Here is a 25,101-nt window from a genome sequence, read left to right on the forward strand (position 1 = left end):
AGGGAACAGAGACCATGGACACGCAACAACTCCTCGGCGAAGTCGCCGGCCAGCTTCTTTCAGGCGCCATCAAGGTGGTCGACCTGTCGGCGCCGCTCGGTCCTGACACGCCGCTGATCAAGCTGCCGCCGGAACTTGCCGTCGACACGCCGAAGGTCGAGATCCATAACATCTCCCGTTACGACAAGAATGGTCCCTGGTGGGCCTGGAACTGGCTGAAGCTCGGCGAACACTCGGGCACGCATTTCGACGCGCCGCAGCACTGGATCAGCGGCAAGGATTATCCGGATGGCGCCACCGACACCATTCCGGCGCAGAACTTTATTGGTCCGGTCAATGTCATCGACTGCTCCAAGGAAGCCGCCGCAGACCATGATTTCCTGCTCACCGTCGATCACATCAGGGCGTGGGAAGCCAAGCATGGCGCCATCAACGCCGGCGAATGGGTGGTGATGCGCACCGACTGGTACAAGCGCAACGGCTCGGAAGCCGAATTCCTCAACGCCAACGAGACCGGCCCACACACGCCCGGCCCGACGGCGGAAGCAATCCAGTTCCTGATCAGCAAGGACATCAAGGGCTGGGGCTCGGAGACGATCGGCACCGATGCCGGCAAGGCCGGCGGCATGGAGCCGCCATTCCCGGCCCACACGCTGATGCACAAGGCCAACCGCTATGGTCTGGCCAGCCTGTGCAACCTCGACCAGTTGCCGCCGAAGGGCGCCATCCTGATCGCCGCGCCGCTCAAGATCGAGCACGGCACCGGCAGCCCGATCCGCGCCCTGGCGCTGGTGCCGGGCAAATAGGGCGAAGTGGATCTTCGGGAGAAGATCATGCGCGCGGGCGATGATGCAGTGACGAGGTGGGAGAAGGGCAACGCTGGCGCTCTACGGCGCCCCCCTCTGTCCTGCCGGACATCTCCCCCACGAGAGGGGAGATTGGCTGCTTCCGCGCCCCGCTCATTCCTTCAGCGCTGGAGATTGGCGAAATCCGAGACGACATTCGATCTCCCCCCTTGTGGGGGAGATGTCCGGCAGGACAGAGGGGGGCGCGACGGAACTCGACATCGCGTGTTTGAACCCTACCTTCGGCCGGCCGGGGGCAGCCACCCATGAACGCCCCCGACCACATCATCGTCGGCAGCGGCATCAACGCGCTGGTGTGCGCGGCGATGCTCGGCGGCAAGGGCGCCAAGGTGCTGGTGCTGGAGCGCAGCGACCGCATTGGCGGCTGCATGCGCACCGAGGAAATCACCGCGCCCGGTTTCATCCATGATGTGATGGCGACGACATTCGTGCTGTTCATTACCTCGCCGGCTTACGCGGCGCTGGGCAAGGACTTGGCCCGGCATGGCCTGGAGTTCTGTCACGCGGCCACCCCGACGGGGGTGCTGCGGCCCGACGGCAGCCATGCCGTGCTCAGCACCGACCGCGCCGCCAACATCGCCGCCTTCAATGCGATCGCCGCAGGCGACGGCGACCAGCACGCCGAGGATGTCGGCGGCATCGAGCGCAATGCCGGGCTGCTGTTCGGCCTGCTCGGCGGCAGCCTGTGGACCTACCCGACGGCGAAGCTGCTCGCCGGTGATGCCTGGCGGCGGAGCCCGCGCGGGCTGGCCGCCTTTCTCGGCAATGCGTTGGTGCCGGCGCGCGGATGGCTGGAAAGCACCTATCGGTCCGAAACCATACGCGCGCTGTGGGCACCGTGGGTCCTGCATGCCGGACTTGGGCCGGAAGATGCTTTCTCCGGCCAGATCGCCAAGGTCATCGCCTTCGCGCTGGAGGCTGCGGGCGCGCCGATCGTCAAGGGCGGGGCGAAGAACCTGCTGTCGGCCTTCGAGGCGCTTGTCAAAGAGCGCGGCGGGGTCATCTCCACCGAGGCCGACGTTGCTTCGATCATCCTGACCGAAGGTCGCGCCACCGGCGTGCGGCTGGCCTCGGGCGAAACCGTCCATGCGAAGAAGAGCGTCATCTGCTCGGTCACGCCAACGCAGCTTTACGGTCGGCTGCTCGGCAGTGACGGCCCCAAAACCGACGTCGAAGCGACGCAAAAATACCGCTACGGCAAAGGCAATTTCCAGATCCACTATGCCCTCGACAAGCCGCCTTCATGGCGAGGCCAGGGGTTGGACAAGGTGGCGCTGCTGCATCTGACGCCTGGGTTGGACGGGGTATCGAAGGCCTGCAACGAGGCGGTGCGGGGCACGCTGCCCGAAGTGCCGACCATCTGCGTCGGCCAGCCGCACGCGCTCGATCCCTCGCGTTGCCCGCAAGGCAAGGCGATCCTGTGGCTGCAACTGCCCGAGGCGCCCCGTCACATCAAGGGTGATGCCGCCGGCAAGCTGCAGGCGCCGGCGGACGGGCAATGGACCGACGCGCTGCGCGAGGCCTATGCCGATCGCGCCGAAGCGATCCTTGCCAGTCATATCGATGGCTTCAAGGACAGCGTCATCGCGCGCCGCGCCTATTCGCCTGCCGATCTCGAAGCGATGAACATCAATCTGGTCGGCGGCGACCCCTATGGCGGGTCCTCGACCGTCGACCAGTCCTTCCTGTGGCGGCCGTTCAAGACCAGCCGCAATCACCAGACCGGCATCAAGAACCTCTACCATATCGGCGCCTCGACCCATCCGGGCGCGGGCCTCGGCGGCGGCTCCGGCTTTCTCCTGGCGGGGAGACTATGATGGAGCAGAAAATCGCGGAAAAGCGCCAGCGCATATCGACCTTGGGCCAGATCGGCCTGCAGCAATTCGCGCCCTATCTGATGAACCGCATCATGGGCCGCTACAACGCCACCTTGCGGGACGATTTCCGCAAGCAGGGCCTGACCATTTCGCAGGTGCGGGCGCTCGCGGTGCTGTCGGTCACTGACGGCGTCACCGTCAACGACCTCTCGGTCTATACGGTGATCGAGCAGTCGACCTTGAGCCGCACGCTCGACACGCTTGAGGGGCAGGGGCTTGTGCGGCGCGAGCAGGGGGTTAGCGACAGTCGCATCCGCCATGTGTTCCTGACCGACGAGGGCCGCACCGAGTTCACCCGTGCCTGGCCGGCCATGCATGACGCTTTCGAGGCCATGTTCGACGATGTCGACGATGCCGAATATGCAGCGCTGATCGCGACATTGCAGAAGATGCTGAAGAACATTCGCAAGCACGACATCTAGAGCTACGCGCCGCCGAAGCCGGGCGGCAACGGAAGGAGGCCAAAAATGGCCGAACGGTCTTTTGCCAAGGAAGTCGAAAAGCTGAGGCTCGGCGCGGGCGAGGAATTTGCCGGCGAAGGCATCCTCGCCATCACCAAGGCGCTGCTGCAATGCGGCGTCGGCTATGTCGGCGGCTACCAGGGTGCGCCGATCAGCCATCTCATGGACGTGCTGGCCGACGCACAGGACATTCTGGGCGAACTCGGCGTGCATTTCGAGGCGAGCGCCTCGGAAGCCACCGCCACCGCCATGCTGGCGGCCTCGGTGCATTATCCGATCCGCGGCGCGGCGACCTTCAAGTCGACGGTCGGCACCAATGTCGCCTCCGACGCGCTCGCTAATCTGGCATCTGGCGGCGTCACCGGCGGCGCGCTGATCATCGTCGGCGAGGACTATGGCGAGGGCTCCTCGATCATGCAGGAGCGCAGCCATGCCTTCGCCATGAAAAGCCAGGTCTGGCTGCTCGATCCGCGCCCGAACCTGCCCTCGATCGTCAAGGCCGTGGAAGACGGCTTCGAGTTGTCCGAGGCCTCCAACACGCCTGTCATGCTGCAGGTGCGCATCCGCTGCTGCCATGTCCACGGTCATTTCACCGCCAAAGACAACAAGCGGCCGCCGATGACGGTGGCCGATGCGCTGGAGGCGCCCCGCCGCGACACCGGCCGCATCGTGCTGCCGCCCGCTTCCTTCCTGCACGAGAAGGAGAAGGTCGCGAAGCGCTGGCCGGCGGCGGTGGATTTCATCAAGAGCCGCAAGATCAACGAGATCTTCGGTTCCGATCACGGCTCCGTCGGCATCGTCATGCAGGGCGGCATGTACAATTCCGTCATCCGCGCTTTGCAGCGGCTCGGCCTTGCCGACACCTATGGCGAGACCGACGTGCCGCTCTACGTGCTCAATGCCGTGTATCCGTTGATCGACGACGAGTTTCTGTCCTTCTGCGAAGGCAAGCAGGCGGTGCTGGTCGTCGAGGAAGGCCAGCCCAACTACATCGAACAGGCCTTTGCCGCCATGCTGCACAAGGCCGGGCGTGGCACCCGCCTGGTCGGCAAGGAGCACCTGCCGATGGCCGGCGAATATACCGGCCAGGTCATGCTCGACGGCATCGGCGCCTTCCTGCGCACCGAGGCGCCGCATCTTCTGCCCGGCGAAGTGCGGGCTCCCAACAAGGTCGGCGACGGCGTCGACACGGCGGACCTGATCAATGTCGTTCCAGGTCGACCGCCCGGTTTCTGCATCGGCTGCCCGGAGCGGCCGATCTTTGCCGCGACAAAACTGGTCGAACAGGAACTCGGCAAGCACCACATCGCGTCCGACATCGGCTGCCACCTGTTCTCGATCATGCCGCCCTTCGAACTCGGCGCCACCACAATGGGCTACGGGCTCGGCCCGGCCTCGGCCTCGGCCTTCAATTCGCCCGACGCCAAGCGCCGCTCGATCTCCTTCGTCGGCGATGGCGGCTTCTGGCACAATGGCCTGACCTCCTCGATCGGCAATGCGGTGTTCAACAAGAACGACGGCGTCATCGTCATCGTCGACAATTTCTACTCGGCCGCGACAGGAGGGCAGGACATCCTGTCGTCCCGCGCCGGCAACAAGACCAAGTCGACCAAGCATCCCATCACAGAGGCGGTGAAAGGCATGGGCGTCAAGTGGCTGCGCCATGTCGACCGCACCTACGATGTCGGCAAGATGCAGGACACTCTGCGCGAGGCGCTGACCACGGACGAGAAAGGCCCGAAGGTCATCGTCGCCTCGTCGGAATGCATGCTCAACCGCCAGCGCCGCGAAAAGCCCCTGGTCGACAATGCGATCAAGGGTGGAACGCGCGTCGTCAAGCCGAAGTTCGGCGTCGACGAGGACATCTGCACCGGCGACCATGCCTGCATGCGGCTGTCCGGCTGCCCGTCGCTGTCGGTGAAGTCGCTCGACGATCCGCTGCGCGACGATCCCGTCGCGAGCATCGACCAGAACTGCGTCGGCTGCGGCAATTGCGGCGAGGTCGCCGATGCGGCGGTGCTGTGCCCGTCCTTCTATCGCGCCGATGTCGTGCACAACCCGAGCCGCTGGGACCGCTTCCTCGAGAGCGCCCGGCGCGCCGTCATCGGTCTTTTGCAGCGTCGCCGCGAAGGCCGCCGTCTGGTGTTCGCCGATGCTTGATCACAACGCCTCACTGCGCCCGAAGACAGGCGCCGCCGACGACGAACGCGTTATCAAGCTTGCGGTGCTTGCCGTCGGCGGCCAGGGCGGCGGCGTGCTTGCCGATTGGATCACCGACGTCGCCGAGCGCAACGGGTACGTGGCGCAATCGACCTCGGTGGCCGGCGTCGCCCAGCGCACCGGCGCCACCATCTACTATGTCGAGGCGGCCCGCGACACCGGCCGCCTGCCGGTCTTCGCGCTGTCGCCCTCGCAAGGCGACGTCGACATTTTGATCGCCGCCGAGCTGATGGAAGCCGGCCGCGCGATTATCCGCGGCTTCGTCACCCCCGACCGCACGACGTTGATCACCTCTTCGCACCGCATCGCCGCCGTGTCGGAAAAGATCGAGCCCGGCGACGGCAGGGCGTCGTCGTCGAAGGTGTACGCGACGGCAGAAGCCGCATCGAAGCGCTTCATCGCTTTCGATATGGAAAAGATCGCGGCCGACAGCGGCTCCATGATCTCGGCCAGCCTGCTTGGCGCGCTGGCGGGCTCCGACGCCCTGCCGTTCGTACGCGAAAGCTATGAAGAGGCGATCGGCGCCGGTGGCCGCGGCGTCAAGGCCAGCCTCGCCGCCTTCGGCGCCGCCTATGATCGCGCGCGCGGCACGGCATCATCGGCTGCGCCAAAGCCGGCAGAAGCGGCTGTCGTCGGCTCCGCCCTGGCCGCTGGACAGGTGAGTGGCCCGCAAGACCTCCTGCGAGGCTGGCAGGCCCTGGCCGCCCGCATCGACGTGATGCCCGTGGCGGTGCGCGACATGGCGCTGCGCGGTCTGCGAAAGGTCGTGGACTATCAGGACATTGCCTACGGACGCGAATATCTCGACCGCCTGGACAAAGCCGTCGTGCTGGACGGGCCTGATCGAGCCTATGCCCTCTCGATCGCCGCCGCCAAGCATTTGGCGAACGCCCTATGCTACGACGACATGATCCGCGTCGCCGACCTGAAGACGCGCTCGACCCGCGACAGGCGCGTGCGCAAGGAGGTCGGCGTCAGGGATGACTCGGTCCTGCAGGTGACCGAGTATTTCCATCCGCGCATCGAGGAGTTCTGCGGCACGCTGCCGGCGGGGCTGGGCAGCTACATCGAGAACCGGCCGAAGCTCGCCGCCTTCCTTGACCGTCGCATCAATCGCGGCCGGCGCATCCGTACCGATAGTTTTGCCGGTTTCACCGCTCTGTGGTTCATCGGCGGCCTGCGCCGCTGGCGCCGCCGCCTGCTGCGCCACAAGGTGGAAGCCGCACATCTGGAGAGCTGGTACGCGCTGGCGCTGGGCCATGCGCGTGAGGACTATGCATTGGCCGTCGAGATCCTGAACTGCCGCCGGCTGATCAAGGGCTACAGCGACACCCATGTCCGTGCCCAGTCGAAGTTCGACCGCGTGCTGTCGGCGCTCGACCTGCTCAAGGGGCGCGCCGACGCCGCTGACTGGATCAGGCGGCTGCGCGAGGCGGCACTGAAGGACGAGAAGGGCGGCATGCTCGACGGCGCCCTCAAGACGGTGGCGACGCTGGGGGCCGGGCCGACACACTGAGGCCGCGTCGCGCCGTCACTGTGTTTCGACTTGTGAATGAAGCGGCGCAGCTTGCGGGAAAAGATGCAGCAGTCCTGAATCGGCGCGGCGGCGCAGATGTGCATCCACCTCGGCCCGGTCAGCACAGCCATGGAACCTGCCGCCGCAATGGTCACGCAACCGCACCAGATCAGACATAACGGGTGACATCGGCAGGCCGGCGGCATCGAGCAGGCTTGCGCTGAGAAAGGCAATATCGAGCGACGCCATATTGGGCATCGGATGACGCAGTGGATGATGGAAGGTCGTGAGGGTGTAGAAGGTGCGATAGGCGAGCGAGTCAAGCTTGGCCAGCGCGTCACTACCTGCGGTCGCATCGACAAACGGTTTGGTCGCCGAGGACTGGTGGTCGCCGAATTCGAGCACCACGGCGCCGCGCCTGCCGGCCTCCGCTTCCCGTTGCTTGAGAAAATCCTGAAGGTCGCCGCGCGCGATCGCCATGCGGCGCAGATATTCGCCGATCTGGAAATCGTCCGAGAAGGGCTCGTCTTCCATCTTCAATCCCGGCTCCATCCGCCCCTCATAGGGCGAGTGCGGAAACATGGTCTGGATTTCGAGGAACAGTGGCCGGCCGTCTTCCCGGCGGTGTCTGGCGATGAATGCCTCCGCCGCGTGGTAATAGAAACTGTCGCGCAGATGGTAGAAGGGCGCGGCGATATCCTTGATGTCGAGGACGTTCTCGAACCCGATCGACTTCAAGAAAGGCCCCTCGTTGACGAAGGTAAAGTCCATCGGCGTCATGGCGGCCGTTCGATAGCCGCAGCGCGCCAGCAACTCCGGCAACGCGCCGGCGACCTTGTCCTGTAGCGTGATCGTCAGATAAGGACTTCGCCAGCCGAAATCGCTGGCCGAAACCCCGGTCATCAAGGACAAATTGCTGATCCAGGTGCCGCCGCCGAACGTCTCGACCTGCATCGGGCGGGGCTCGCCAGCGGCAGGTGCAAATCGCTGCAGGAATCCCGCGCCGCTGGCGATCTGCGGAAAATAGCTTGGATCGGACTGGCTTTCGCTCAACACGAAGAAAATATCGGGAAGCGCTGCCCGGTCGCCGCAGTCGACCGTATCGGCGAAGGGTGGCTGTGGCGCGATGGCCTGCAGCCGCTGCTCGAACGCCGGCTCGACGACCAGGTTGCGCAGATCCATCAGTGAGATGAAGAAGGCCGACATGTGCCGGCCCTGCATATAATAGAAGTACCGGTCCTTCGAAGCCTCGGCTGGAAAGGTCAGCGGCACCAGTGTGACGAGGAGGGCCAGAAGCAGGGCGCGCGCCGATGCGGGCCAGCCAAGCTTCCGGTCGGCGCGAAAGATCAGGATCGCTGCGGCGATGCCAAGCACCAACACCGCGGCGACAGGCAGGATGAGGTGGAGATAGGAGCCGAGCAGGAAGCGATACACTCCCGGATCCGTGGACACGAAGATCGTGTCGTAGAAGTGCAGCGAGAACCCCTTCATCCGGAATTTGACCGCCGAGATCAGCGTCACCAGGGCAACGGCCATCCAGGCAAGATAGACGGAAAAGGCGAGGCGCCCCGATGTCAGGAACACCGCTCCCGCGAGCGCCCCCACCAATGTCAGCGAGAACGGCACCGACAGCCATTCATGCTCGGCTCGGCCGGCACCAAAAACGCCCGCAAGGCTGATCAGCACCAACGCCAGCGGATGGCAGAAGGCCCGCAAAGGCCCTTGAGGTCGAGATATGGCTTTCCCCACGAACATGTCTTTGCGTTCCTTTGGGGGAGCTTTGTGTCATTTGCAGCTTTCGAACAATTCCATAGTAAATTTAACCTTAATCGCCATCTGCAACCGGAATTCAGACGACCAGATCGCGCATCGGCTTCATCGCCGCGGACTCCGGGAACACCTTGTCGCCGAGCACCGCCGCCGAAAGCCCGAACTGGTCGGCGAGCAGGCCTTTCAGCACCGCCCTGACATCGCTGGTCGGCGCCAGGTCGCGCTGCTCGTAGAGCTGGGCCGGCTTCAGGCCCGGCCAGTCGGCTATGACGCGGCCGCCCTTGATCGCGCCGCCGGCGAGCAGCACCACCGACCAGGGCGGCGTCCGGCGGCATGGAGCCTTTGGCCGGGATAGCCACGTCAGCTCCTTGTTCAGGCCCAGCGCGGCGCATGAACCCGTTTTCGGCGCGATGCGCTCAGGTCGGATCGGTTGCTGCGGTCGAGGGGGCCAGGCCGGTGAAGCGGCTGGCCCCCGCACACGCTTACCAGTGACGCCAGCGGTGCCAGACCCGATGTGGGTGCCAGACAGGATGGGGGTGCCAGACGTGGAAGACCGGGCCGGGCCGGTAATAACGCGGATACACAACCCCCCGATTGGGCACGCAGCGCCCCCAGTGGTTGGGATGCCAGCCGGGGCCGCAACCCCATGCCACATGCTCGATCAGCGCCGGGGCGCTTGGCTGGGCCAGCATCGGCGTGGCGGATGCCGCCGCAACGGTCGCGGCCGTTCCGGTCAAGGCAAGCGCGGCGGCGGCCGCGTATTGTGTCAGACGGTTCATGACGATACTCCAAATGGTCTCGAAGTTGAAAACCTGTTCGCACCAAGCTGTCCGGCAGGTGTGCCCTTCTTGCCTTAAACGGCGGCTTCGGCGCATTCCGTCGGTGCTTATGGCGATTTTTTTGGCGCCGGCGGCAACCCGGCGCGTCTTGTCAGCCCCTCAGCCAGAACGCCGCGATCCTCTGCCGAACTTGCCGCGGCGAACTCGACGATGCGCTGCTCCAGCCGCATGCGCATGGTGACGTCGGCGTTGCGGGCCCGCTCGAGCGCGGCTGTCAGGGCTGCCGTGTCGAGGGTGGGCTGCCGCAGCAGGTCGGCGGCCTCGCGCCTGGCCTGCTGGCCGTCGAGGATGACCTGGCGGGATTCGCGCCGGACCTCACGCAACGCCTTGCGGAATATCCTGCGTTCCTGGTCCGGAAGCCGGCCTCCGACCGCTTCCAGCGAATAGCCCTGGCCCGCCTTGCCACTTCTCAGCCAGACTGCGCCGCCGGCAAGGGCGCCGGCCAGGAAGACGTTCAGCGCCACGGACGCGATGAGGAGCTTGCGGCCCGTGCTCATAGGTTTTCCTCGATCGTGTCGTCGGGACCGGCATCGCCGAACGCCGTCGTATTGGCGTCCAGCACATACTGATCGGGCTGAACCTCAGGCGTGGCGACGATCACCAAAGCCGATCCGGCAACCGCGCCGGCCAGGCCGATGCCGGCAAGTCCGAGCCCCAGCCACCACAAGCGCTGGCGCCAGCGTTGGGCAAGATGACCGTCGGCAGCCCTCACTATGCCGCCGTGCAGCGCTTTGCCGGGCGCTTCGACGCGATAGCTGTCGAGCAGGGCGTCGAGCTTGCCGGCATCCCTCAGAATGGCCGCGCCCGCGTCGCTTGCGGCAAGGATGCTGCCCGCCGCGCGTTCGGCCTGTGGCCATCGCCGCAAGTCGCCGCCATAGGCTGACGCCAGCGCGGCAAAGCGTTCGGCATCCATCGTCGGTGCGTCCCTGGATCGGTCAGACATCGGTCTTTCCCTTGCCTGTTGGCCCCTTGCCCGCTGGCATCGCGTGCCCGCACGGCGCTGCGATCATCGGAGCCGGCTGCCAGGCGGTGTCGGCAAGGCGCGAACGCTGCGCTTTCATGGCGGCGCGGTTCTCATTCATGGACATCGTCCCTGGCCAGGATCGCCTGCAACGCCCTGCGGCCGCGCGAAAGCAGGCTCTCCAGGGCATCGACGCTGATCTCCAGGGTCGTGGCCGCCTCGATGTTCGACATGTCCTGATAGTAGACCAGGATGATGGCTTCGCGCTGGCGCGGGGCGATGGCTTGCAGGGCCTGTTCGACGCGCTGCGCGTCTTCCCGCGGCTGGGCATCCGGAAGCGGCGCCGGGTCCATCACCTCCGGCAGATCGTCTGTCACCCATTCGCGGCGGCGGCGCAGCCGGTCGTAGCAGAGGTTCAGCGTCACCCGGTGGATCCAGGTGTCGAAGCGTGCATTGCCGCGCCGCCAGCCCGAGGCATGGCGCCAGATTCGGACGAAGGTCTCCTGCGCGACATCCTCGGCTTCTGCCGTGTCGCCCAGCATGCGCACGGCAAGCGCCAGGATACGCGGCAGTTTGCGCGCGACGAGCGTTTGCACGGCCGCCGGATCGCCGGCGCCGATACGGCGAACCAGCTCCTCGTCCGGATCCGCGCTCATCGGCTGGCGCACCCCTGATGCTCATCGCGTGCCATTACCCCCGTTCATTGCTCCGTCTTGGGAGCGGTTTTGTGGCCCGGCATTTCGTCGACGCTCAGAACGCCGTCGCCATTCTTGTCCAACCTGGCGAAGCGCTCGGCGAAGAAGGCATCGAGTTCGGCGCGGTCGATGAAGCCGTCATGGTTCGAGTCGGCGCGCGCGAAGGACTGTGTCGGGTCGCCCTTGGTGCCGCGCTTTGCCTGGAGGGCCTCCCATTCCCGCAGGCTGATCTTGCCGTCGCCATCCGTGTCGGCGGCCATGATCGCCTTCTCACGCCGCTTCTGGAATTTGGCCAACGTGATGTCGGGCCTGGTCTTTGACGCGGCTGGCGCGGCAGCGGGAGGCGGTGCAGAAGAGGACGTCGCGGCCGGAGGCTGTGTCGCCGTCTGGGCGAACGCCGTGGCGGTCAGCAGGCTCAAGGCAGCGGCAAGGATCGAACGGCGTATCATGCTGGCGTCTCCGGTTAGCGCGCTGCCATGGCATTGTGCCGTGGCGACGCTTCTCCCGTTAAACGCAGCGGCGGTAGAAATCCGTCGGTGACTTTTGTGCCGGCAGGCGCATGCCGCAACAACGCGCCCGATCGGGCGCTGCTTGCGCCATGTTCGAACCCTTCAGCCGAAGGGCAGGAACTAGAGCAATTCCAAGAAAAGTGTGTACGGCTTTCCGGGAAAAGCGCGTAGCGCTTTCCCTTGGGAATTGCGTAAAAACAAAGAGATAGAGCGTTTCGCCGCTTCCGCGAAGCGGTGAACCGCTCTATGTCGATTGGTCCGCCACCACCAGCTGGTCCGGCTTGAAGCCGGCATGCTGCGGGGTCCATACATCGCCCTCGCGGTTGAACCAATGGCACATATATGTGCCGGAGGCGGCACCGTCGCTTATCGTCATCTTCGGGCCTCCGGACTTCAGCTTGACGACGTCTCCGGTCTTGAAACTGTTGGGCATTTTGACCTCCCATGCTGACGCCGGGAGTTTCACATCAAACCTCGGTCTCGACAATGGCGGATGCATTCGGCCAGCATCGCGATCCACAGTGCCAGGCGGCGTTTTGAGGTCGGGTCTCGGTCGCAGTTGCAGATTCGGTCGCAGTTGCAGCAATGTGTCTTGCCGTTTGTTGTCGAAATTGGATGTTGAAATTCCTGTTCGGCTGGTGGAGATTGATCCTCTGCTGAGTATTGAGCGCGGCTATCGCTTCGGCGATGCTGCCGATCTGGCACCATGAGTTTCGGACGGAGTTCTATCGAACCGTGATCAGAAGCAACAAACACCAGCAACCCGCATGCAGTCTCGTGCCGAATACAGTAGAGTTGCGACATTGAGTGAGAGAGGCTTGAAGCGCTTGGGGAAAAGCGAAGGGTTCCCATCAGAGCGCCGGAGGAAATGATTCGTCACGTTATGGTTGCTGCCTGCCCCAACGATCAAGCCGCTGATCAACGCCGGCTGGCAGGGGGGAGTACATGCCCGGGAAAGCATTGAGAGGAGGCCGGTTTGGCGAAGGCCAAGGGGATCGCTCTGGAGATTGCAGAGCATAGCGCAGCGAATCCCGATGCACAGAAGCCGCTGCGCAAGCGCTTGTTCGATCACCCGCTTCTCGTGGTTAAGCGGAAACTGTTATATCGCCTGCTGCACCCCCAGGCGCCACGGCACCCTGTGCCGCTTACAAAGCCGGTCCTCGTCGTGGGCTCCGCGCCGGTCTCGAACCCGCCGGTGGGTTTTCAGCGCGATGCTTTCACACTCTTTACCGTGAATGGCTCGCAGACCGTGACTGCCCGCTGGGGGATGGGTACTCCTGACGCGACATTTCTTTACGTCAACCAACTTGACGCGACCAAGCCCAACGCTGTGGCCGTGCGCGCCGTCTTGACCGGCCAGGAGACCGATCTGCTCTGGATTGTGCGTGCACACCGCACGATGGAGGAATTGCGCTGCAACATCGCGGCCTTCAACTACCGCTGTCGCGACCTGCGCACGATGACCCGTCACCAGCGCATGGCGCTCTACGAAGCAGTGATGGGTGTGCCCAATTTCGAGATGCATCTGGAGGAGAAGTTCTCGACCGGGATCACGGCGGTCCTTTACGCCTTGCATAACGGCGCGCCGGCCGTGATCATCACGGGTATTGACCCAGGTTCGCACGGCCATGTGTACAACAAACTGAACATCGACCGGATGCACGTCGGTTCCGACCGTGCCACCCTGCTGGCGCTGTTGGCGCTCGGTTTCCCCCTTTATACGAGCGATCCGCACGTGGCGGACTCGCTCGGTCTGCCACTCTGGACGGGCCAGGCCAGGAGATGTGAGGTCCAATAACAACGGTCGATGTGGCTTGCTGGTGAGCTGTCTCAAATGTGAGTGCGACGACCCGCTCGACAGGTCCGTCGTCAAGAGGCGCGATGCCGGTTGCTTGGCTCTTGTCGCGCAAAAACACCATCGACACCTTCAGAGATGAAACGCTCGTGGCAACCCGGACACACGGCATTGCGAATGTGCTTCTGGTCTTCCGCGTGCAGTGCTGCCATGCTAGATTCGTCTAAACTCACATCAGATTACAGAACTGCCACATGATACCAATCTACATTGGCTATGATCCGCGCGAATCCCGAGTTCTAGACGTGGCGCGATGGAGCGCCTATCGGCGGACAAGCACCCCGTTGCAGATACAGCCGCTCGTGCTCAAGGACCTTGTAGCCCAAGGAATCATGACGCGACCGATGGAAGTACGTGACGGTAAGCTCTGGTGCCCGATTTCCGAGGCGCCGATGGCGACCGAGTTTGCCATATCGCGCTTTGCCGTTCCGTTCATGGGGCAAAGCGGCTGGGCCATGTTCTGCGATTGCGACGTCCTGTTTCTGAAGGATCCGGTCAAACTGCTCGATCTGCTCGATCCTTCCTACGCGATCATGGCGGTCAAGCACCAGCAACGCGAATCCGAAGCGGTCAAGATGGACGGACAAACGCAGACGTTCTATCGCCGCAAGAACTGGTCGTCGGTCGTTTTATGGAATCTGGATCATCCCGCCAACAAGCGGCTGACCAAGGAGATGCTCAATACGTGGCCCGGACGTGACCTCCACGCCTTCAAATGGCTTGAGGACCATGAGATCGGCGAATTGCCCCTGGCGTGGAACTACCTCGTCGGGGCTTCGGCTTCCGAACTCGATCCCGCCGATGTCTCGCTGGCGCATTATACGCTCGGCGGCCCTTGGTTTGCGGGTTGGTCCGGCACCACGCAATGGGACGAATTGTGGAGCCGGGAAGAGAGCATCCTGCGCGCGTTTGAGGAACAGGCGGTTCAGATTCCCGGATGAAAACTCCGCTTTCGGATCTCTTGCCAGCCTTCTCAAAGCCAATTCTTCGCCTGCCCAGGGCCACGGGTCCCGCCTTGGTGATGGGCTCGGCGCCGAATTTTCGCCTCCCGCAGGGACATGATGCCGATTGGGCACTTGTGACCGTCAATGCTTCCCAGCTTTTGGCGGAAACCGTCGGCCTCCCCGTTCCCGATATTGCCGTGATCCGCCGCGGCATTTTTGTCGACGCCAGCGAACAGGATTTCTACAAGCGTGATTTGTTGAGAGGACGGCAGGCAAAGCACCTGATCATCCCGGTTTGGCCTGATGTCGAGGACAAGCTGAAAGCCGGTTGTCGCACCTTCGACTATCATTATGAGACCTTGCAGGCGCTTACCAAATGGCAGCTTGCCAACGTCGTCTGGCAGCTTAGCGGCAAATATCATATGTTCCGCGGCTGGCACCGGAAGATCTCCACTGGAGCCTTCGCGATCATACTGGCGCGTTTCGCCGGCTTTGCCCCTGTCGTCGTCAGCGGGTTTTCCCTGTCCCAGGCCGGGCACGGATACGACACCCGAAACGCCTTTCGATATCACGCCAACGAAGATGCGGCCCTGCTTCGACGGGTGGTGAGAAGAGGCGAACCGATCTACGCGGAGGACAAAGACTTCGCTGCCGAAAGTGGATTACCCTTGTGGCAGGGACAGATGTCATGACGACGACAGCAATGGCTGGGGAAGTGGTGCCGCTTGCGTGACTCGAACACGCGACCCCATCATTACGAATGATGTGCTCTACCAACTGAGCTAAAGCGGCCCGGGAAGCGTTAGGCCTCCAAGATGGGCTGGGTGATAGACTCAACCGACGGCGAATTCAAGATGGACGATTGCGAATTCAGGATGCGGCCCGGCAATTCGTGTTGCGCGTCGTTCCGCCCCGACGCATCGCCGACAAAGCCGGCTGCACGCCCTTTGCCCGTCGGCCGGTACATGGCGCCTGTCCCGTGCCTCCATCCCGGCAAAGATCGATGAAGCATGTTGATTTCGTTGCCGGAATACCGCCAAGATGGACTTTGGACACTCCAACGAGGCAGAATGCGGACGCTCGCCCGTTGATTGATTGGTCGGCTGCGGCTAACGATCATGGCGAGGTTTGGGCAACGCACAGAGGGATCTCGCTTGGACGCAATCGAAAAAGCGATCCGGAACGCCCTCGAAAGAGGCAATGCCGAGGACCGCGCGTACCGCGAGAAGGTCTATCGCTCGGCTTTCGCCGCGCTCGACCGTGCGCTCCAGGCCAATCCCGGCGTGACGGTGGAAGTCGCCATCAAGCGCCGCAAGGCGATCCAGGCCAAGATCACCGAAATCGAATCCGAGTTTCTGCCGGCGGTGCCGGATGTCGCTCCCCAGGCTGAGTCCGATGCACCGGCGGTCGAGCTTCCGGCGAGCCCGGCCGCACCCGCCGCAACCGGCGAGAGCGCCGCACCGCCCGCAGTTTCCGTCGACGAGCCTGCGCAGCCGGCTGCCGATGCCCCGCGCTCACGCGTCTTGCCGGTCGTTCCAGACATCATGCCCGACGCGACCCTTTCCGGCGTGCCGTCCATCGACATGTCGGCTCCCGCTTCGTCCGAGGCGACGGCTGAAGTGGCGCCCGATCGCGACGAGAGGCGCATCAGGGGCCGGCGGCTGCCGCTGACCGCCATCTTCCTCACCGTGACGCTGCTCGCCGCGGTCGGCATCGGGCTGTTTTTCGCCATGCAGACCGGCGTCTTCAAGACCCAGGCTCAGCTCGACACCGCTCCGCCCGAAGCGCCGCCGACCGTCGAGGACGACGATTTCACACCGGCCGATGGCGAGACCGGGCCGGAAAAGCCCGGCGCTGCCGATCAGGCGCGCAACTGGATCAACGTGTTTTCGCCCACCGACCCGGCGCATGTCAGCGCTCCGTCGGACGCCAAGGCGGAAACGATGAAGGACGATTCCGGGCCATTCCTGCGCATCCAGTCCGGCGCTTCCGGTTCGGCGATCAGCTTCGATGTCGGGCAAGGCGTGCTGGAGAAGCTCGCCGGCAAGCACGCCGTGTTCGATATCGTCGCCCGCGCCGAGGACGGCAAGGACACGCAGATCTCGGTCGACTGCAATTTCGGCGAGCTTGGTGATTGCGGCCGCAAACGCTATGCGGTCGGCCAGCAGCGCAACGAATATCTCTTCGACGTGAAATTCCCTGACAAGCGGCCCGGCTCGGCCGGAACGATCGCCATCAACTCCGATTTCGACAAGCAGGGCAAGGCGGTCAACATTTACGAGATACGCGTCTCCGTCGAGCCTTGAGCGCCGGCACCGGAGAGGGTGCGATCAACGATCGAGCAGCGCCTGCAGCGTCTCGATGCGGTCGGCCTCGTTGGCGGGCTTGTCCCAGCGCAGCCGCGAGATGCGGGGAAAGCGCATGGCAACGCCGGATTTGTGACGCGTCGAACGGTTGAGCCCTTCGAAGGCGACTTCCAGCACCAGCCCGTTGTCACGGTCGGCGCGCACCGAGCGCACAGGCCCGAAACGCTCGATCGTGTTGTCGCGGACATATTTGTCGATCTGCCTCAATTCCTCGTCGGTGAAGCCGAAATAGGCCTTGCCGACCGGCACCAGTTCCTCCTCGCCTTCCGCTCCGGACCAGACGCCGAACGTGTAATCGGAGTAGAAGCTCGAGCGCTTGCCGTGGCCGCGCTGGGCGTACATGAGCACGGCGTCCACCGTGTGCGGGTCACGTTTCCATTTGAACCAGGGCCCCTTCGGCCGGCCGGCGACATAGGGCGAATCCCAGCGCTTCAGCATCACGCCTTCGATGATCGGGTGCGGCGGCGCCCGGCGCAGTTCCTCCAGCGCCTGCCAGTCCGAGAACGCGACGAATGGCGAAAGATCGAAGCGGCTCGGGTCGAGCGTTTTCACGAAGGTTTCGAGGCGGACGCGCCGCTCCCGGAAGGGCAATCCCCGCAAATCCTCCGCGCCGACCTGCAAAAGGTCGTAGCAACGCATGAAAGCCGGATATTGCTGCTGCATCTTCAGTGACACCGTCTTGCGGTTCAACCGCTGCTGGAGGTCCGAGAACGTCCCTGTCGCTTCCCGGGGATCGCCGACCAGCAATTCGCCGTCGAGGGTGGCCGAGAAAACCATCGCCTCGGCGAGGTCGGGAAAGGCGCCGGAGACGTCGTCGCCGGTGCGCGAATAGAGCCGGCGGATGCCGCCTTCCGACACCGCCTGGACGCGGATGCCGTCCCACTTCCACTCGGCCGCGTAATCGGCGGGGTCGAGCCTGTCGAGATCGCCGTCGCCGACCGGGTTGGACAGCATCACCGGCCGGAACAGTGCCCGCGCGGCCCTCTCGGGCTTTGCGGCCTTGCCTTCCAGCCATGCGAACAAGGCTGTGTACGGCGGCGACAGCCCGTGCCAGAGTTCCTCGATCTCGGCGACGTCGACCTTGCCGAAATCCGCCAGTGCCTGCTTGGCCAGCCGCGCCGACACGCCGATGCGCAACCCGCCGGTGACCAGCTTGATGATGGCGAAGCGGGCCGAGATGCCGGCACTGTCGAGCAGGTTTGACAGCACTTTCGGGCCGTCGGAGCGGCTCGCCGCCTGCAGCTTCGCGACCACCTCACCGAGCGTCGGCTCACGGTTCGGTATGGTTCCGGGCGTCTGCGGCCAGACCAGCGACACGGTCTCGGCGAGATCGCCGACATAGTCGTAGGAATAGCCGAACAGCACCGGGTCCATGCGTTCGGTCACCAGCATGCGCAGCATCGCCGGCTTGATCGCGGCGATGTTGAGATCGCCGGTGATGGCAGCCAGCGCCAGCCCGCGATCAGGATCCTCGACGCTGCGGAAATAATCGGTCAGCAGCGTCAGCTTGCCGTTGCGCGACGGCGTCAGCACAAGGCGGTCGAGCAGTTCGGCGAAGCGATTCATGCCATCAATCGCCCTCGTCCTCATACCCCACCAGATGCAATGGCCGCGCAGCGATCCCTTCGAGTTCGCACCAGCGCACCAGCGCCTCCTCGCGGCCGTGTGTCACCCAGATTTCCTCTGCCCCGGTTTCCTTGATCGTGGCGGTCAGTTCGTCCCAGTCGGCATGATCCGAAATGATCAGCGGCAGCTCGACGCCGCCCTGCTTGGCGCGCTGGCGGATGCGCATCCAGCCCGAGGCGAAGCAGGAGATCGGATCGGGAAAGCGCCGCGCCCAGCGATCGGCGAAGGCGGCCGGCGGGCCGACGACGATGGCGCCGGTGAAATCATCCTTGCTGGCGCTCTCCACCGTCGCCGGCTCGAGCCTGCCGAGATCGATGCCCTGGCTCTGGTAGTAGTCGCTGAGCTTGGCCAGCGCGCCGTGGATATAGATCGGCTTGTCGTAGCCAGCGTCGCGCAACAGCCGCATCACCCGTTGCGCCTTGCCCAGCGCGTAGGCTCCGATGAGATGCGAGCGTTCGGGGAACTGCGCCGCCGATTTCAGGAGCCGCGCGATCTCCTCCTCGTCCGGCGGGTGGCGAAACACCGGCAGGCCGAAGGTTGCCTCGGTGATGAACACATCGCACGCGATTGGTTCGAACGGCAGGCATGTCGCGTCCTGCTGCCGCTTGTAGTCGCCGGAGGCGACGATGCGCATGCCCTGACGCACGACCGCGATCTGCGCCGAGCCCAGCACATGGCCGGCCGGATGAAAGCTGATGTCGACGCCGTTGAAGGCAATTCGCTCGCCCAGTCTAGCCGCCTGTGTCGTGCCTGCAAAACCCTCGCCATAGCGAAGCCCCATGATGTCCAGTGTCTGCTGCGTCGCCAGCACCGAGCCGTGGCCGGAGCGTGCGTGGTCGGAATGGCCGTGCGTGATCAGCGCCCGGTTGACCGGCCGCACCGGGTCGATGAAGAAGTCGCCCGGCGGGCAGTAAAGGCCCTCGGGCCGGGGATGGAGCAGGTCGCTGGCGCGCATTGTTCCAAGATAGTGGCTAATTCGGGCGCGGGAAGCCTGTTGCAAGAGACTGCTGACTCGGCCTACAGCCAACCGCCGGGCAGCAGTCAGGCAACGCGGTCTGAGGCCTGCGGGTGCCTCTGCTGCGAAAAAGCCCCAATCGCATGCCGGATTATGTCGGGGCAGTGTCGTAAGGAGGGATTTTCCATGCGCTGGAACATGATGGCCTTGGCCTCTTGCCTCGTTATGGCGGGCTGTGTCGGCAACTCCATGTCCGAGCGCCAGGACGAAAACGTCCAGTCTTCACTGCAGTATGACAGCGTGCCTTGCGGCCAGTTGCTGGCGCAACGCAACGCCCTGGCTCGGCAATACAATCTGTCCCAGCAGGCCAAGCCGACATTCTCCAACCCCGCGATGGGCTTCGGCCCGTTCATTCCGGATATCCGCTCCAAGACCAAGCGCGATGCCGACAAGGCAAGCGGCGAGATCGACGCCATGAACCGGTCTATCGAGCGCCGCGATTGCGGCAAGCCGGACAAGCAGAAGAAGTTCGCTCTGCCCGGCTGACGCAGGTCGCCTAAGGCGATCCCGATGACCACATGCCAGCGGCCTAATATCCCGCTTTGCGGTCCACCAGGTTCTCCAGCTTTTCGCCCCGCTCGAAGGCGTCCATCTGGCGCAGCATGATCGGCGCCAGGTGGACGGGATCGGACGTGGCCGCGGCATGCGGCGTCACGAACACTTTCGGATGGGCCCATAGCGGGCTGGTCTTCGGCAGCGGTTCGACCTCGAACACGTCGAGGCTCGCTTCCTTCAGCGTGCCGTCGTCCAGCGCGCGCACGATGTCGGCATCCTTCTGCAGGCGGCCGCGACCAGCATTGATCAGCACCGAGCCGCCAAGACCGTTGCGCTTGCGCAATTCCTTCAGCACGCCGTAATTGATGATACCCTTGGTATCCGGCGTCAGCGGCAGCAGCACGACCAGTATGTCTGTGGCATTGAGGAACGGGATAAGCCCGGCCTCGCCGCAATAGGTCGCGACACCTTCCATCGGCCGGTCCGTGCGCGACCAGCCATTGACCGCGAAGCCGAGCGACAGCAGCGCCGACGCCGCCGCGCGGCCGAGACTGCCGAGCCCCATGATGCCGACAGAGATATCTTCAGCGGTGCGCTGCGCCGGCTCGCGCCATATCTTCTTCGGCTGCTGCGACCGGTACAGCAGGCCCTGGCGGTGATGATCGAGCACCCGCCAGACGACATATTCGGTCATGTGCTGGGCCAGGTTGCCGGCGACGACCTTGACGATCGGCACGTCCGGCAGGCTGGGATCGGAGAAGATGTGGTCGACACCGGCGCCGATCGAGAAGATGGCGCGCAGATTGGGCAGCGACCCCAACAGGTTCGGCCGCTGTTTCCACACCACCGCATAGGTGATCGAAGGATCGCTGGCGCCGTCCGGCTCGAGCACCACCTCGCGCTCTGCGGACAGCAGTTCGCGCCAGCGCTGCGGGTGAAAGCCGGTGACGGCAAGCAGGATTTTGCCTTTTTCCATTTATGGATTTTGTCCTGTTGTTCGGTTTGGAGCAATTGCGGGAAAGGCGCAAGGCGGCTTTCCGTCCGGAATTGCGAAGGAAGGAGTCACTCGCTGACGACCCCCGTCGGGGCGGTTTCTATCTTGAAGGCGGCCGAGATCAGCGCCCGAGTATAGTCGGTTTGCGGCTTTTCAAAAATCTGTTCGGAAGGACCGGCTTCGACGATCTGGCCATTGCGCATGACGATGACATCGTTGGCCAGGGCCCGGATGACCTTGAGGTCGTGGCTGATGAAGAGATAGGCGAGGTCATGCTTGGCCTGCAGGCTGCGCAGGAGGTCGACGACCTGCGCCTGCACGCTCATGTCGAGCGCCGAGGTCGGCTCGTCCAGCATGACGAAACGCGGGTTGAGCACCATGGCGCGAGCAATGGCGACGCGCTGGCGCTGGCCGCCGGAGAATTCGTGCGGGTAGCGGTTGCGCGTCGCCGGATCGAGCCCGACTTCCTTCAGCACGTCGACCACCTTGTCGTCGCGCTCGTCGAGCGACAGCTTCGGCTCGTGGATCTTCAAGCCTTCTTCGATGATCTCGGCGATGGACATGCGGGGACTGAGCGAGCCGAAAGGATCCTGGAAGACGATCTGCAATTCGCGCCTGAGCGGGCGCATGGCGTTGAACGAGAGCTGGTTGATGTCGCGCCCGTTGAACTGGATGGTTCCGCTCGACGAGATCATCCGCGCCAGCGCCAGGCCGAGCGTGGTCTTGCCCGACCCGGACTCTCCAACCACGCCCAGCGTCTGGCCGGCCCGCACGGTGACGTCGATGCCGTCGACCGCCTTCACATGGTCGACGGTGCGTCGGAAGAAGCCCTGTTTGATCGGAAACCAGACTTTGATGTCCTTGCCGGTCATCACGGGTGCCGCGGCGCTGTTGGCCGCGGGTGGCTTGCCCTTGGGCTCGGCCGCCAGAAGATGGCGCGTATAGGCGTGCTGCGGATTGGCGAAGATGTCCTTGGTAGGCCCCATCTCGACGATCTTGCCCTTGGTCATCACGCACACCCGGTCGGCGATCTTGCGCACGATGCCGAGATCATGGGTGATGAACAGCATCGACATGCCCTTGCGGCTTTTCAAGCCGGCCAGCAGCTCGAGGATCTGCGCCTGCACGGTGACGTCGAGCGCCGTCGTCGGCTCGTCGGCGATCAGGAGTTCCGGCTCGTTGGCCAGCGCCATGGCGATCATGACGCGCTGGCGCTGACCGCCGGACAGCTGGTGCGGATAGGCGTCGAGGCGCTTCTGCGGCTCGCGGATGCCGACCTCGTTGAGCAGGGCCAGCGTGCGCGCCTTGGCCGCGCGGTCCGCCATGCCCTGGTGCAGCTTCAGGATCTCGACGATCTGCTGCTCGATCGTGTGCAGCGGATTGAGCGAGGTCATCGGCTCCTGGAAGATCATGGTGATCTTATTGCCGCGCACCTGCCGCAGCTGCTTCTCGTTCATGGCGAGCAGGTCGGCGCCCTGGAACAGGATCCTGCCCGAGGGGTGGCTTGCGCTGGGATAGGGCAAGAGCTTCAGCACCGACAGCGCCGAGACCGATTTGCCGGAGCCGGATTCGCCGACCAGCGCCACCGTCTCGCCCTTGGCGATGTCGAAGGAGATGTGATCGACGGCCAGCGACTGCTGTCCGCCTTGCGCAAAGGCGACGCTGAGGTCCCGGACCGAGAGCAGGGGAGGCTCGCTCATCGGAACGTCTTGCGCGGATCGAAGGCGTCGCGTGTCGCTTCGCCGACGAAGACCAGCAGCGACAGCATCAGCGAGATGACGACGAAGCCGGAAATGCCGAGCCACGGCGCGTTGAGATTGCGCTGCGCCTGCTTGAGCAATTCCCCAAGCGAGGCCGAGCCCGGCGGCAGGCCGAAACCGAGATAGTCTAGCGAGGTCAGCGTCGAGATCGAGCCTGAGAGCAGGAACGGCAGGAAGGTCAGTGTCGCCACCATGGCGTTGGGCAACAGGTGCCGGAACATGATGGTGCGGTTGCGCACGCCGAGCGCGCGCGCCGCGTTGACGTACTCGAAATTGCGCGCGCGCAGGAATTCGGCCCGCACCACGCCGACCAACGCCACCCAGGAAAACAGCAGCATCAGCCCGAGCAGGATGAAGAAGCCCGGCGGCAATATGGCGGCGACGATAAGCAGGAGATAGAGCACGGGGATAGCCGACCATATCTCGATGAAGCGCTGGAACAGCAGGTCCGTCCAGCCGCCGAAATAGCCCTGTAGGGCGCCGGCCGCGACGCCGATCAGAGCCGAGCCGGCGGTCAGGATCAGTCCGAACAGCACCGAGATACGGAAACCGTAGATGACCCGCGCCAGCACGTCGCGCGCCTGGTCGTCGGTGCCCAGCCAGTTCCAGTTACCGACGCTGCAGGCCGGATCAGCAGGCCCTTGCGGGTACTGGTTGCAGCGCGTCTTGGCGTCATACTGCCAGGACGGCTTGGCCGGGGCTGCTTCGGGAATGGCGTTGTTGACGGTCTGGTATGAATAGCGGATCGGCGGCCAGATCATCCAGCCATTGGCGTTGATCTCGTCCTGGATCACCGGGTCGCGATAGTCGGTGACGGCATAGAAGCCGCCGAACTTCTCTTCGGGATAGGCGACCAGCACCGGAAACAGGATCTCGCCCTTGTAGGAGGCGATGATCGGCTTGTCGTTGGCGATGAATTCGGCGAACAGCGACAGCACGAACAGGACAAGGAAGATCCACAGCGACCAGTAGCCGCGCCGGTTGGCCTTGAAGTTCTGCAGGCGGCGCTTGTTGAGCGGCGACAGAAACGGCCGCGGCATCCGCTCCGGCACGGCCCCGGCGGTAACACTTGCCTCCGACATCAAACGTCTCTCCGCTCGAAATCGATGCGCGGATCGACCCAGGTGTACATGAGGTCGGACAGCAATCCGACGAACAGGCCGAGAAGCGAGAAGATATAGAGGTTGGCGAACACCACGGGATAGTCGCGTTCGACCACCGACCGGAAGCCGAGCAGGCCGAGCCCATCGAGCGAGAAGATGTTTTCGATCAGCAGCGAACCGGTGAAGAAGGCCGAGATGAAGGCGCCGGGAAAACCGGCGATGACAATCAGCATGGCGTTGCGGAAGACATGGCCATAGAGCACCTGCCGTTCCGAGAGGCCCTTGGCGCGGGCGGTCACAACATACTGCTTGCGGATTTCCTCCAGGAAGGAATTCTTGGTCAGCAGCGTCGTCGTGGCGAAGGCCGACAGCACCAGCGCCGTCAGCGGCAAGGTCATGTGCCAGAGATAGTCCCCGATCTTGGCCGGCCATGACAACTGGTCCCAATTGTCCGAGACGATGCCGCGCAGCGGGAACCAGTCCCAGAACGAACCACCGGCAAACAGCACCATCAGCATGATGCCGAACAGGAAACCCGGAATGGCATAGCCGACGATGACGACGCCGCTGGTCCAGATGTCGAAGGGGCTGCCGTCCTTCACCGCCTTGCGGATGCCGAGCGGGATCGAGATCAGGTAGGACAGGAGCGTGATCCACAGCCCGATCGAGATCGACACCGGCATTTTTTCCAGGATCAGGTTGAGTACCGAAATGTCGCGGAAATAACTGTCGCCGAAATCGAACCGGATATAATTCCACAGCATCAGGCCGAAGCGCTCGAGCGGTGGCTTGTCGAAGCCGAACTGCTTCTCCAGCTTCTTGATGAATTCCGGATCGAGCCCCTGCGCGCCGCGATATTTTGAACCGACGTCACCGGCGGCATCGAAATTACCGCCGCCCGCATCGCCGCCGCCACCGCCCAGACGGTCGCTGCCGCCCTGGTTCGTCAGCTTGGCGATGACCTGCTCGACCGGGCCGCCGGGCGCAAACTGGATGACGGCGAACGAGATCGCCATGATGCCGAACAGGGTCGGAATCATCAAAAGGATGCGGCGCAGGATATAGGCGCCCATCAGATGGTGCCCTCCCGACGCATGTGATTGGCGAAACCGTCGATGAACGCGCCTCTTTCCCCGTCACTATACGGGCAGAGGATGCCGGTCCACCCTCCGCAGCTGCGGCGCAGCTGCTGCGGAGGACGGGCAGGCAGGTGAGGGGCGGTGCTTACG

The 25,101-nt window shown here is 64.1% G+C and carries 23 protein-coding genes, 1 tRNA gene and 2 pseudogenes; 10 read left to right on the forward strand and 16 right to left on the reverse strand.

Annotated features, from left to right (window positions below; translation table 11 throughout):
• The first annotated feature begins 14 nt into the window (after positions 1-14).
• From FJ951_RS01195 to FJ951_RS01220, 5 genes are all read left to right on the forward strand, one after another.
• Positions 15-806, forward strand: coding sequence for a cyclase family protein (locus FJ951_RS01195; protein WP_140513078.1), 792 nt, complete (start codon positions 15-17; stop codon positions 804-806).
• Positions 807-1,111: 305 nt separating this feature from the next.
• Entirely contained in the window at positions 1,112-2,683 is a 1,572-nt protein-coding gene (locus FJ951_RS01205) for an NAD(P)/FAD-dependent oxidoreductase (RefSeq protein ID WP_140513080.1), read from the forward strand.
• Positions 2,683-3,165 carry a MarR family transcriptional regulator gene (locus tag FJ951_RS01210; protein WP_140496955.1) on the forward strand — a complete coding sequence of 161 codons (483 nt, stop codon included), beginning with the start codon at positions 2,683-2,685 and terminating at the stop codon, positions 3,163-3,165. The genes FJ951_RS01205 and FJ951_RS01210 overlap by 1 nt, the downstream gene beginning before the upstream one ends.
• A 45-nt stretch (positions 3,166-3,210) precedes the next feature.
• Positions 3,211-5,364, forward strand: coding sequence for an indolepyruvate ferredoxin oxidoreductase subunit alpha (locus FJ951_RS01215; RefSeq protein WP_140513082.1), 2,154 nt, complete (start codon positions 3,211-3,213; stop codon positions 5,362-5,364).
• Positions 5,357-6,940 (forward strand): indolepyruvate oxidoreductase subunit beta family protein, encoded by a 1,584-nt coding sequence (locus FJ951_RS01220; protein ID WP_140513084.1) that lies wholly within the window; start codon positions 5,357-5,359, stop codon positions 6,938-6,940. The genes FJ951_RS01215 and FJ951_RS01220 overlap by 8 nt, the downstream gene beginning before the upstream one ends.
• Before the next feature lie 15 nt (positions 6,941-6,955).
• Here the strand turns inward: FJ951_RS01220 and FJ951_RS01225 are convergent, their stop codons facing one another.
• The 8 genes and pseudogenes from FJ951_RS01225 to FJ951_RS01260 form a co-directional block, all read right to left on the reverse strand.
• Entirely contained in the window at positions 6,956-8,695 is a 1,740-nt protein-coding gene (locus tag FJ951_RS01225) for a sulfatase-like hydrolase/transferase (RefSeq protein ID WP_246671668.1), read from the reverse strand.
• Positions 8,696-8,789: 94 nt separating this feature from the next.
• Positions 8,790-9,023 (reverse strand): annotated as a pseudogene (locus FJ951_RS01230) (hypothetical protein); the annotation flags it as partial.
• A 169-nt stretch (positions 9,024-9,192) separates the two neighbouring features.
• Entirely contained in the window at positions 9,193-9,489 is a 297-nt protein-coding gene (locus tag FJ951_RS01235; protein ID WP_140496949.1) for a hypothetical protein, read from the reverse strand.
• A 107-nt stretch (positions 9,490-9,596) separates the two neighbouring features.
• Positions 9,597-10,046 (reverse strand): periplasmic heavy metal sensor, encoded by a 450-nt coding sequence (locus FJ951_RS01240; RefSeq protein ID WP_140496947.1) that lies wholly within the window; start codon positions 10,044-10,046, stop codon positions 9,597-9,599.
• Entirely contained in the window at positions 10,043-10,492 is a 450-nt protein-coding gene (locus FJ951_RS01245; RefSeq protein WP_140513086.1) for a hypothetical protein, read from the reverse strand. The genes FJ951_RS01240 and FJ951_RS01245 overlap by 4 nt, the downstream gene beginning before the upstream one ends.
• 131 nt (positions 10,493-10,623) lie before the next feature.
• On the reverse strand, positions 10,624-11,166 hold the full coding sequence (locus tag FJ951_RS01250; protein WP_140513088.1) for an RNA polymerase sigma factor: 543 nt from the start codon (positions 11,164-11,166) through the stop codon (positions 10,624-10,626).
• Positions 11,167-11,210: 44 nt separating this feature from the next.
• A complete protein-coding gene (locus FJ951_RS01255; RefSeq protein ID WP_140513090.1) occupies positions 11,211-11,654 on the reverse strand; it encodes an acid-shock protein in 444 nt (147 codons plus the stop codon).
• A gap of 304 nt (positions 11,655-11,958) precedes the next feature.
• A complete protein-coding gene (locus FJ951_RS01260; RefSeq protein ID WP_140496939.1) occupies positions 11,959-12,147 on the reverse strand; it encodes a DUF2158 domain-containing protein in 189 nt (62 codons plus the stop codon).
• Between the two features lie 543 nt (positions 12,148-12,690).
• Here FJ951_RS01260 and FJ951_RS01265 point away from each other — a divergent pair.
• Positions 12,691-13,512 carry a membrane-anchored protein gene (locus tag FJ951_RS01265; RefSeq protein WP_224671420.1) on the forward strand — a complete coding sequence of 274 codons (822 nt, stop codon included), beginning with the start codon at positions 12,691-12,693 and terminating at the stop codon, positions 13,510-13,512.
• Positions 13,513-13,522: 10 nt separating this feature from the next.
• On the opposite strand, the pseudogene FJ951_RS28670 reads toward FJ951_RS01265, so the two are convergent.
• A pseudogene (locus tag FJ951_RS28670) lies at positions 13,523-13,658 on the reverse strand (IS630 family transposase); the annotation flags it as partial.
• Positions 13,659-13,871: 213 nt separating this feature from the next.
• On the opposite strand from FJ951_RS28670, the gene FJ951_RS01270 reads away from it, so the two are divergent.
• Positions 13,872-14,510, forward strand: coding sequence for a hypothetical protein (locus FJ951_RS01270; protein WP_246671669.1), 639 nt, complete (start codon positions 13,872-13,874; stop codon positions 14,508-14,510).
• Positions 14,507-15,205 carry a hypothetical protein gene (locus FJ951_RS01275; protein WP_140513092.1) on the forward strand — a complete coding sequence of 233 codons (699 nt, stop codon included), beginning with the start codon at positions 14,507-14,509 and terminating at the stop codon, positions 15,203-15,205. Before FJ951_RS01270 ends, FJ951_RS01275 begins: the two co-directional genes overlap by 4 nt.
• 24 nt (positions 15,206-15,229) lie before the next feature.
• Here the strand turns inward: FJ951_RS01275 and FJ951_RS01280 are convergent.
• Positions 15,230-15,305: transfer RNA gene (locus FJ951_RS01280), tRNA-Thr, on the reverse strand.
• 362 nt (positions 15,306-15,667) lie between these two features.
• Between FJ951_RS01280 and FJ951_RS01285 the strand changes: the two genes are divergently transcribed.
• The gene (locus FJ951_RS01285; protein ID WP_140496901.1) at positions 15,668-16,819 is read left to right on the forward strand and encodes a hypothetical protein; all 1,152 of its coding nucleotides are present in this window, start codon (positions 15,668-15,670) and stop codon (positions 16,817-16,819) included.
• Between the two features lie 24 nt (positions 16,820-16,843).
• On the opposite strand, the gene FJ951_RS01290 is transcribed toward FJ951_RS01285, so the two are convergent.
• Both FJ951_RS01290 and FJ951_RS01295 read right to left on the reverse strand, forming a co-directional pair.
• Positions 16,844-18,445, reverse strand: coding sequence for a cisplatin damage response ATP-dependent DNA ligase (locus FJ951_RS01290; RefSeq protein WP_140513094.1), 1,602 nt, complete (start codon positions 18,443-18,445; stop codon positions 16,844-16,846).
• A gap of 4 nt (positions 18,446-18,449) precedes the next feature.
• Positions 18,450-19,460 carry a ligase-associated DNA damage response exonuclease gene (locus tag FJ951_RS01295; protein ID WP_140513096.1) on the reverse strand — a complete coding sequence of 337 codons (1,011 nt, stop codon included), beginning with the start codon at positions 19,458-19,460 and terminating at the stop codon, positions 18,450-18,452.
• 186 nt (positions 19,461-19,646) lie between these two features.
• On the opposite strand from FJ951_RS01295, the gene FJ951_RS01300 reads away from it, so the two are divergent.
• Positions 19,647-20,006 (forward strand): hypothetical protein, encoded by a 360-nt coding sequence (locus tag FJ951_RS01300; RefSeq protein ID WP_140513098.1) that lies wholly within the window; start codon positions 19,647-19,649, stop codon positions 20,004-20,006.
• A 43-nt stretch (positions 20,007-20,049) separates the two neighbouring features.
• On the opposite strand, the gene FJ951_RS01305 is transcribed toward FJ951_RS01300, so the two are convergent.
• From FJ951_RS01305 to FJ951_RS01320, 4 genes are all read right to left on the reverse strand, one after another.
• Complete coding sequence (locus FJ951_RS01305; RefSeq protein ID WP_140496893.1) at positions 20,050-20,991, reverse strand: glyoxylate/hydroxypyruvate reductase A; 942 nt, start codon at positions 20,989-20,991, stop codon at positions 20,050-20,052.
• A gap of 86 nt (positions 20,992-21,077) precedes the next feature.
• On the reverse strand, positions 21,078-22,709 hold the full coding sequence (locus tag FJ951_RS01310; protein WP_140513100.1) for an ABC transporter ATP-binding protein: 1,632 nt from the start codon (positions 22,707-22,709) through the stop codon (positions 21,078-21,080).
• Positions 22,706-23,851, reverse strand: coding sequence for an ABC transporter permease (locus FJ951_RS01315; RefSeq protein ID WP_140513102.1), 1,146 nt, complete (start codon positions 23,849-23,851; stop codon positions 22,706-22,708). Before FJ951_RS01315 ends, FJ951_RS01310 begins: the two co-directional genes overlap by 4 nt.
• Positions 23,851-24,945, reverse strand: a complete 1,095-nt coding sequence (locus tag FJ951_RS01320) for a microcin C ABC transporter permease YejB (RefSeq protein WP_140513104.1) — start codon at positions 24,943-24,945, stop codon at positions 23,851-23,853. The genes FJ951_RS01315 and FJ951_RS01320 overlap by 1 nt, the downstream gene beginning before the upstream one ends.
• Positions 24,946-25,101 lie beyond the last annotated feature (156 nt).

Origin of the sequence: Mesorhizobium sp. B2-2-3 (genome assembly GCF_006442405.1) — a bacterium.
Classification (GTDB): domain Bacteria; phylum Pseudomonadota; class Alphaproteobacteria; order Rhizobiales; family Rhizobiaceae; genus Mesorhizobium.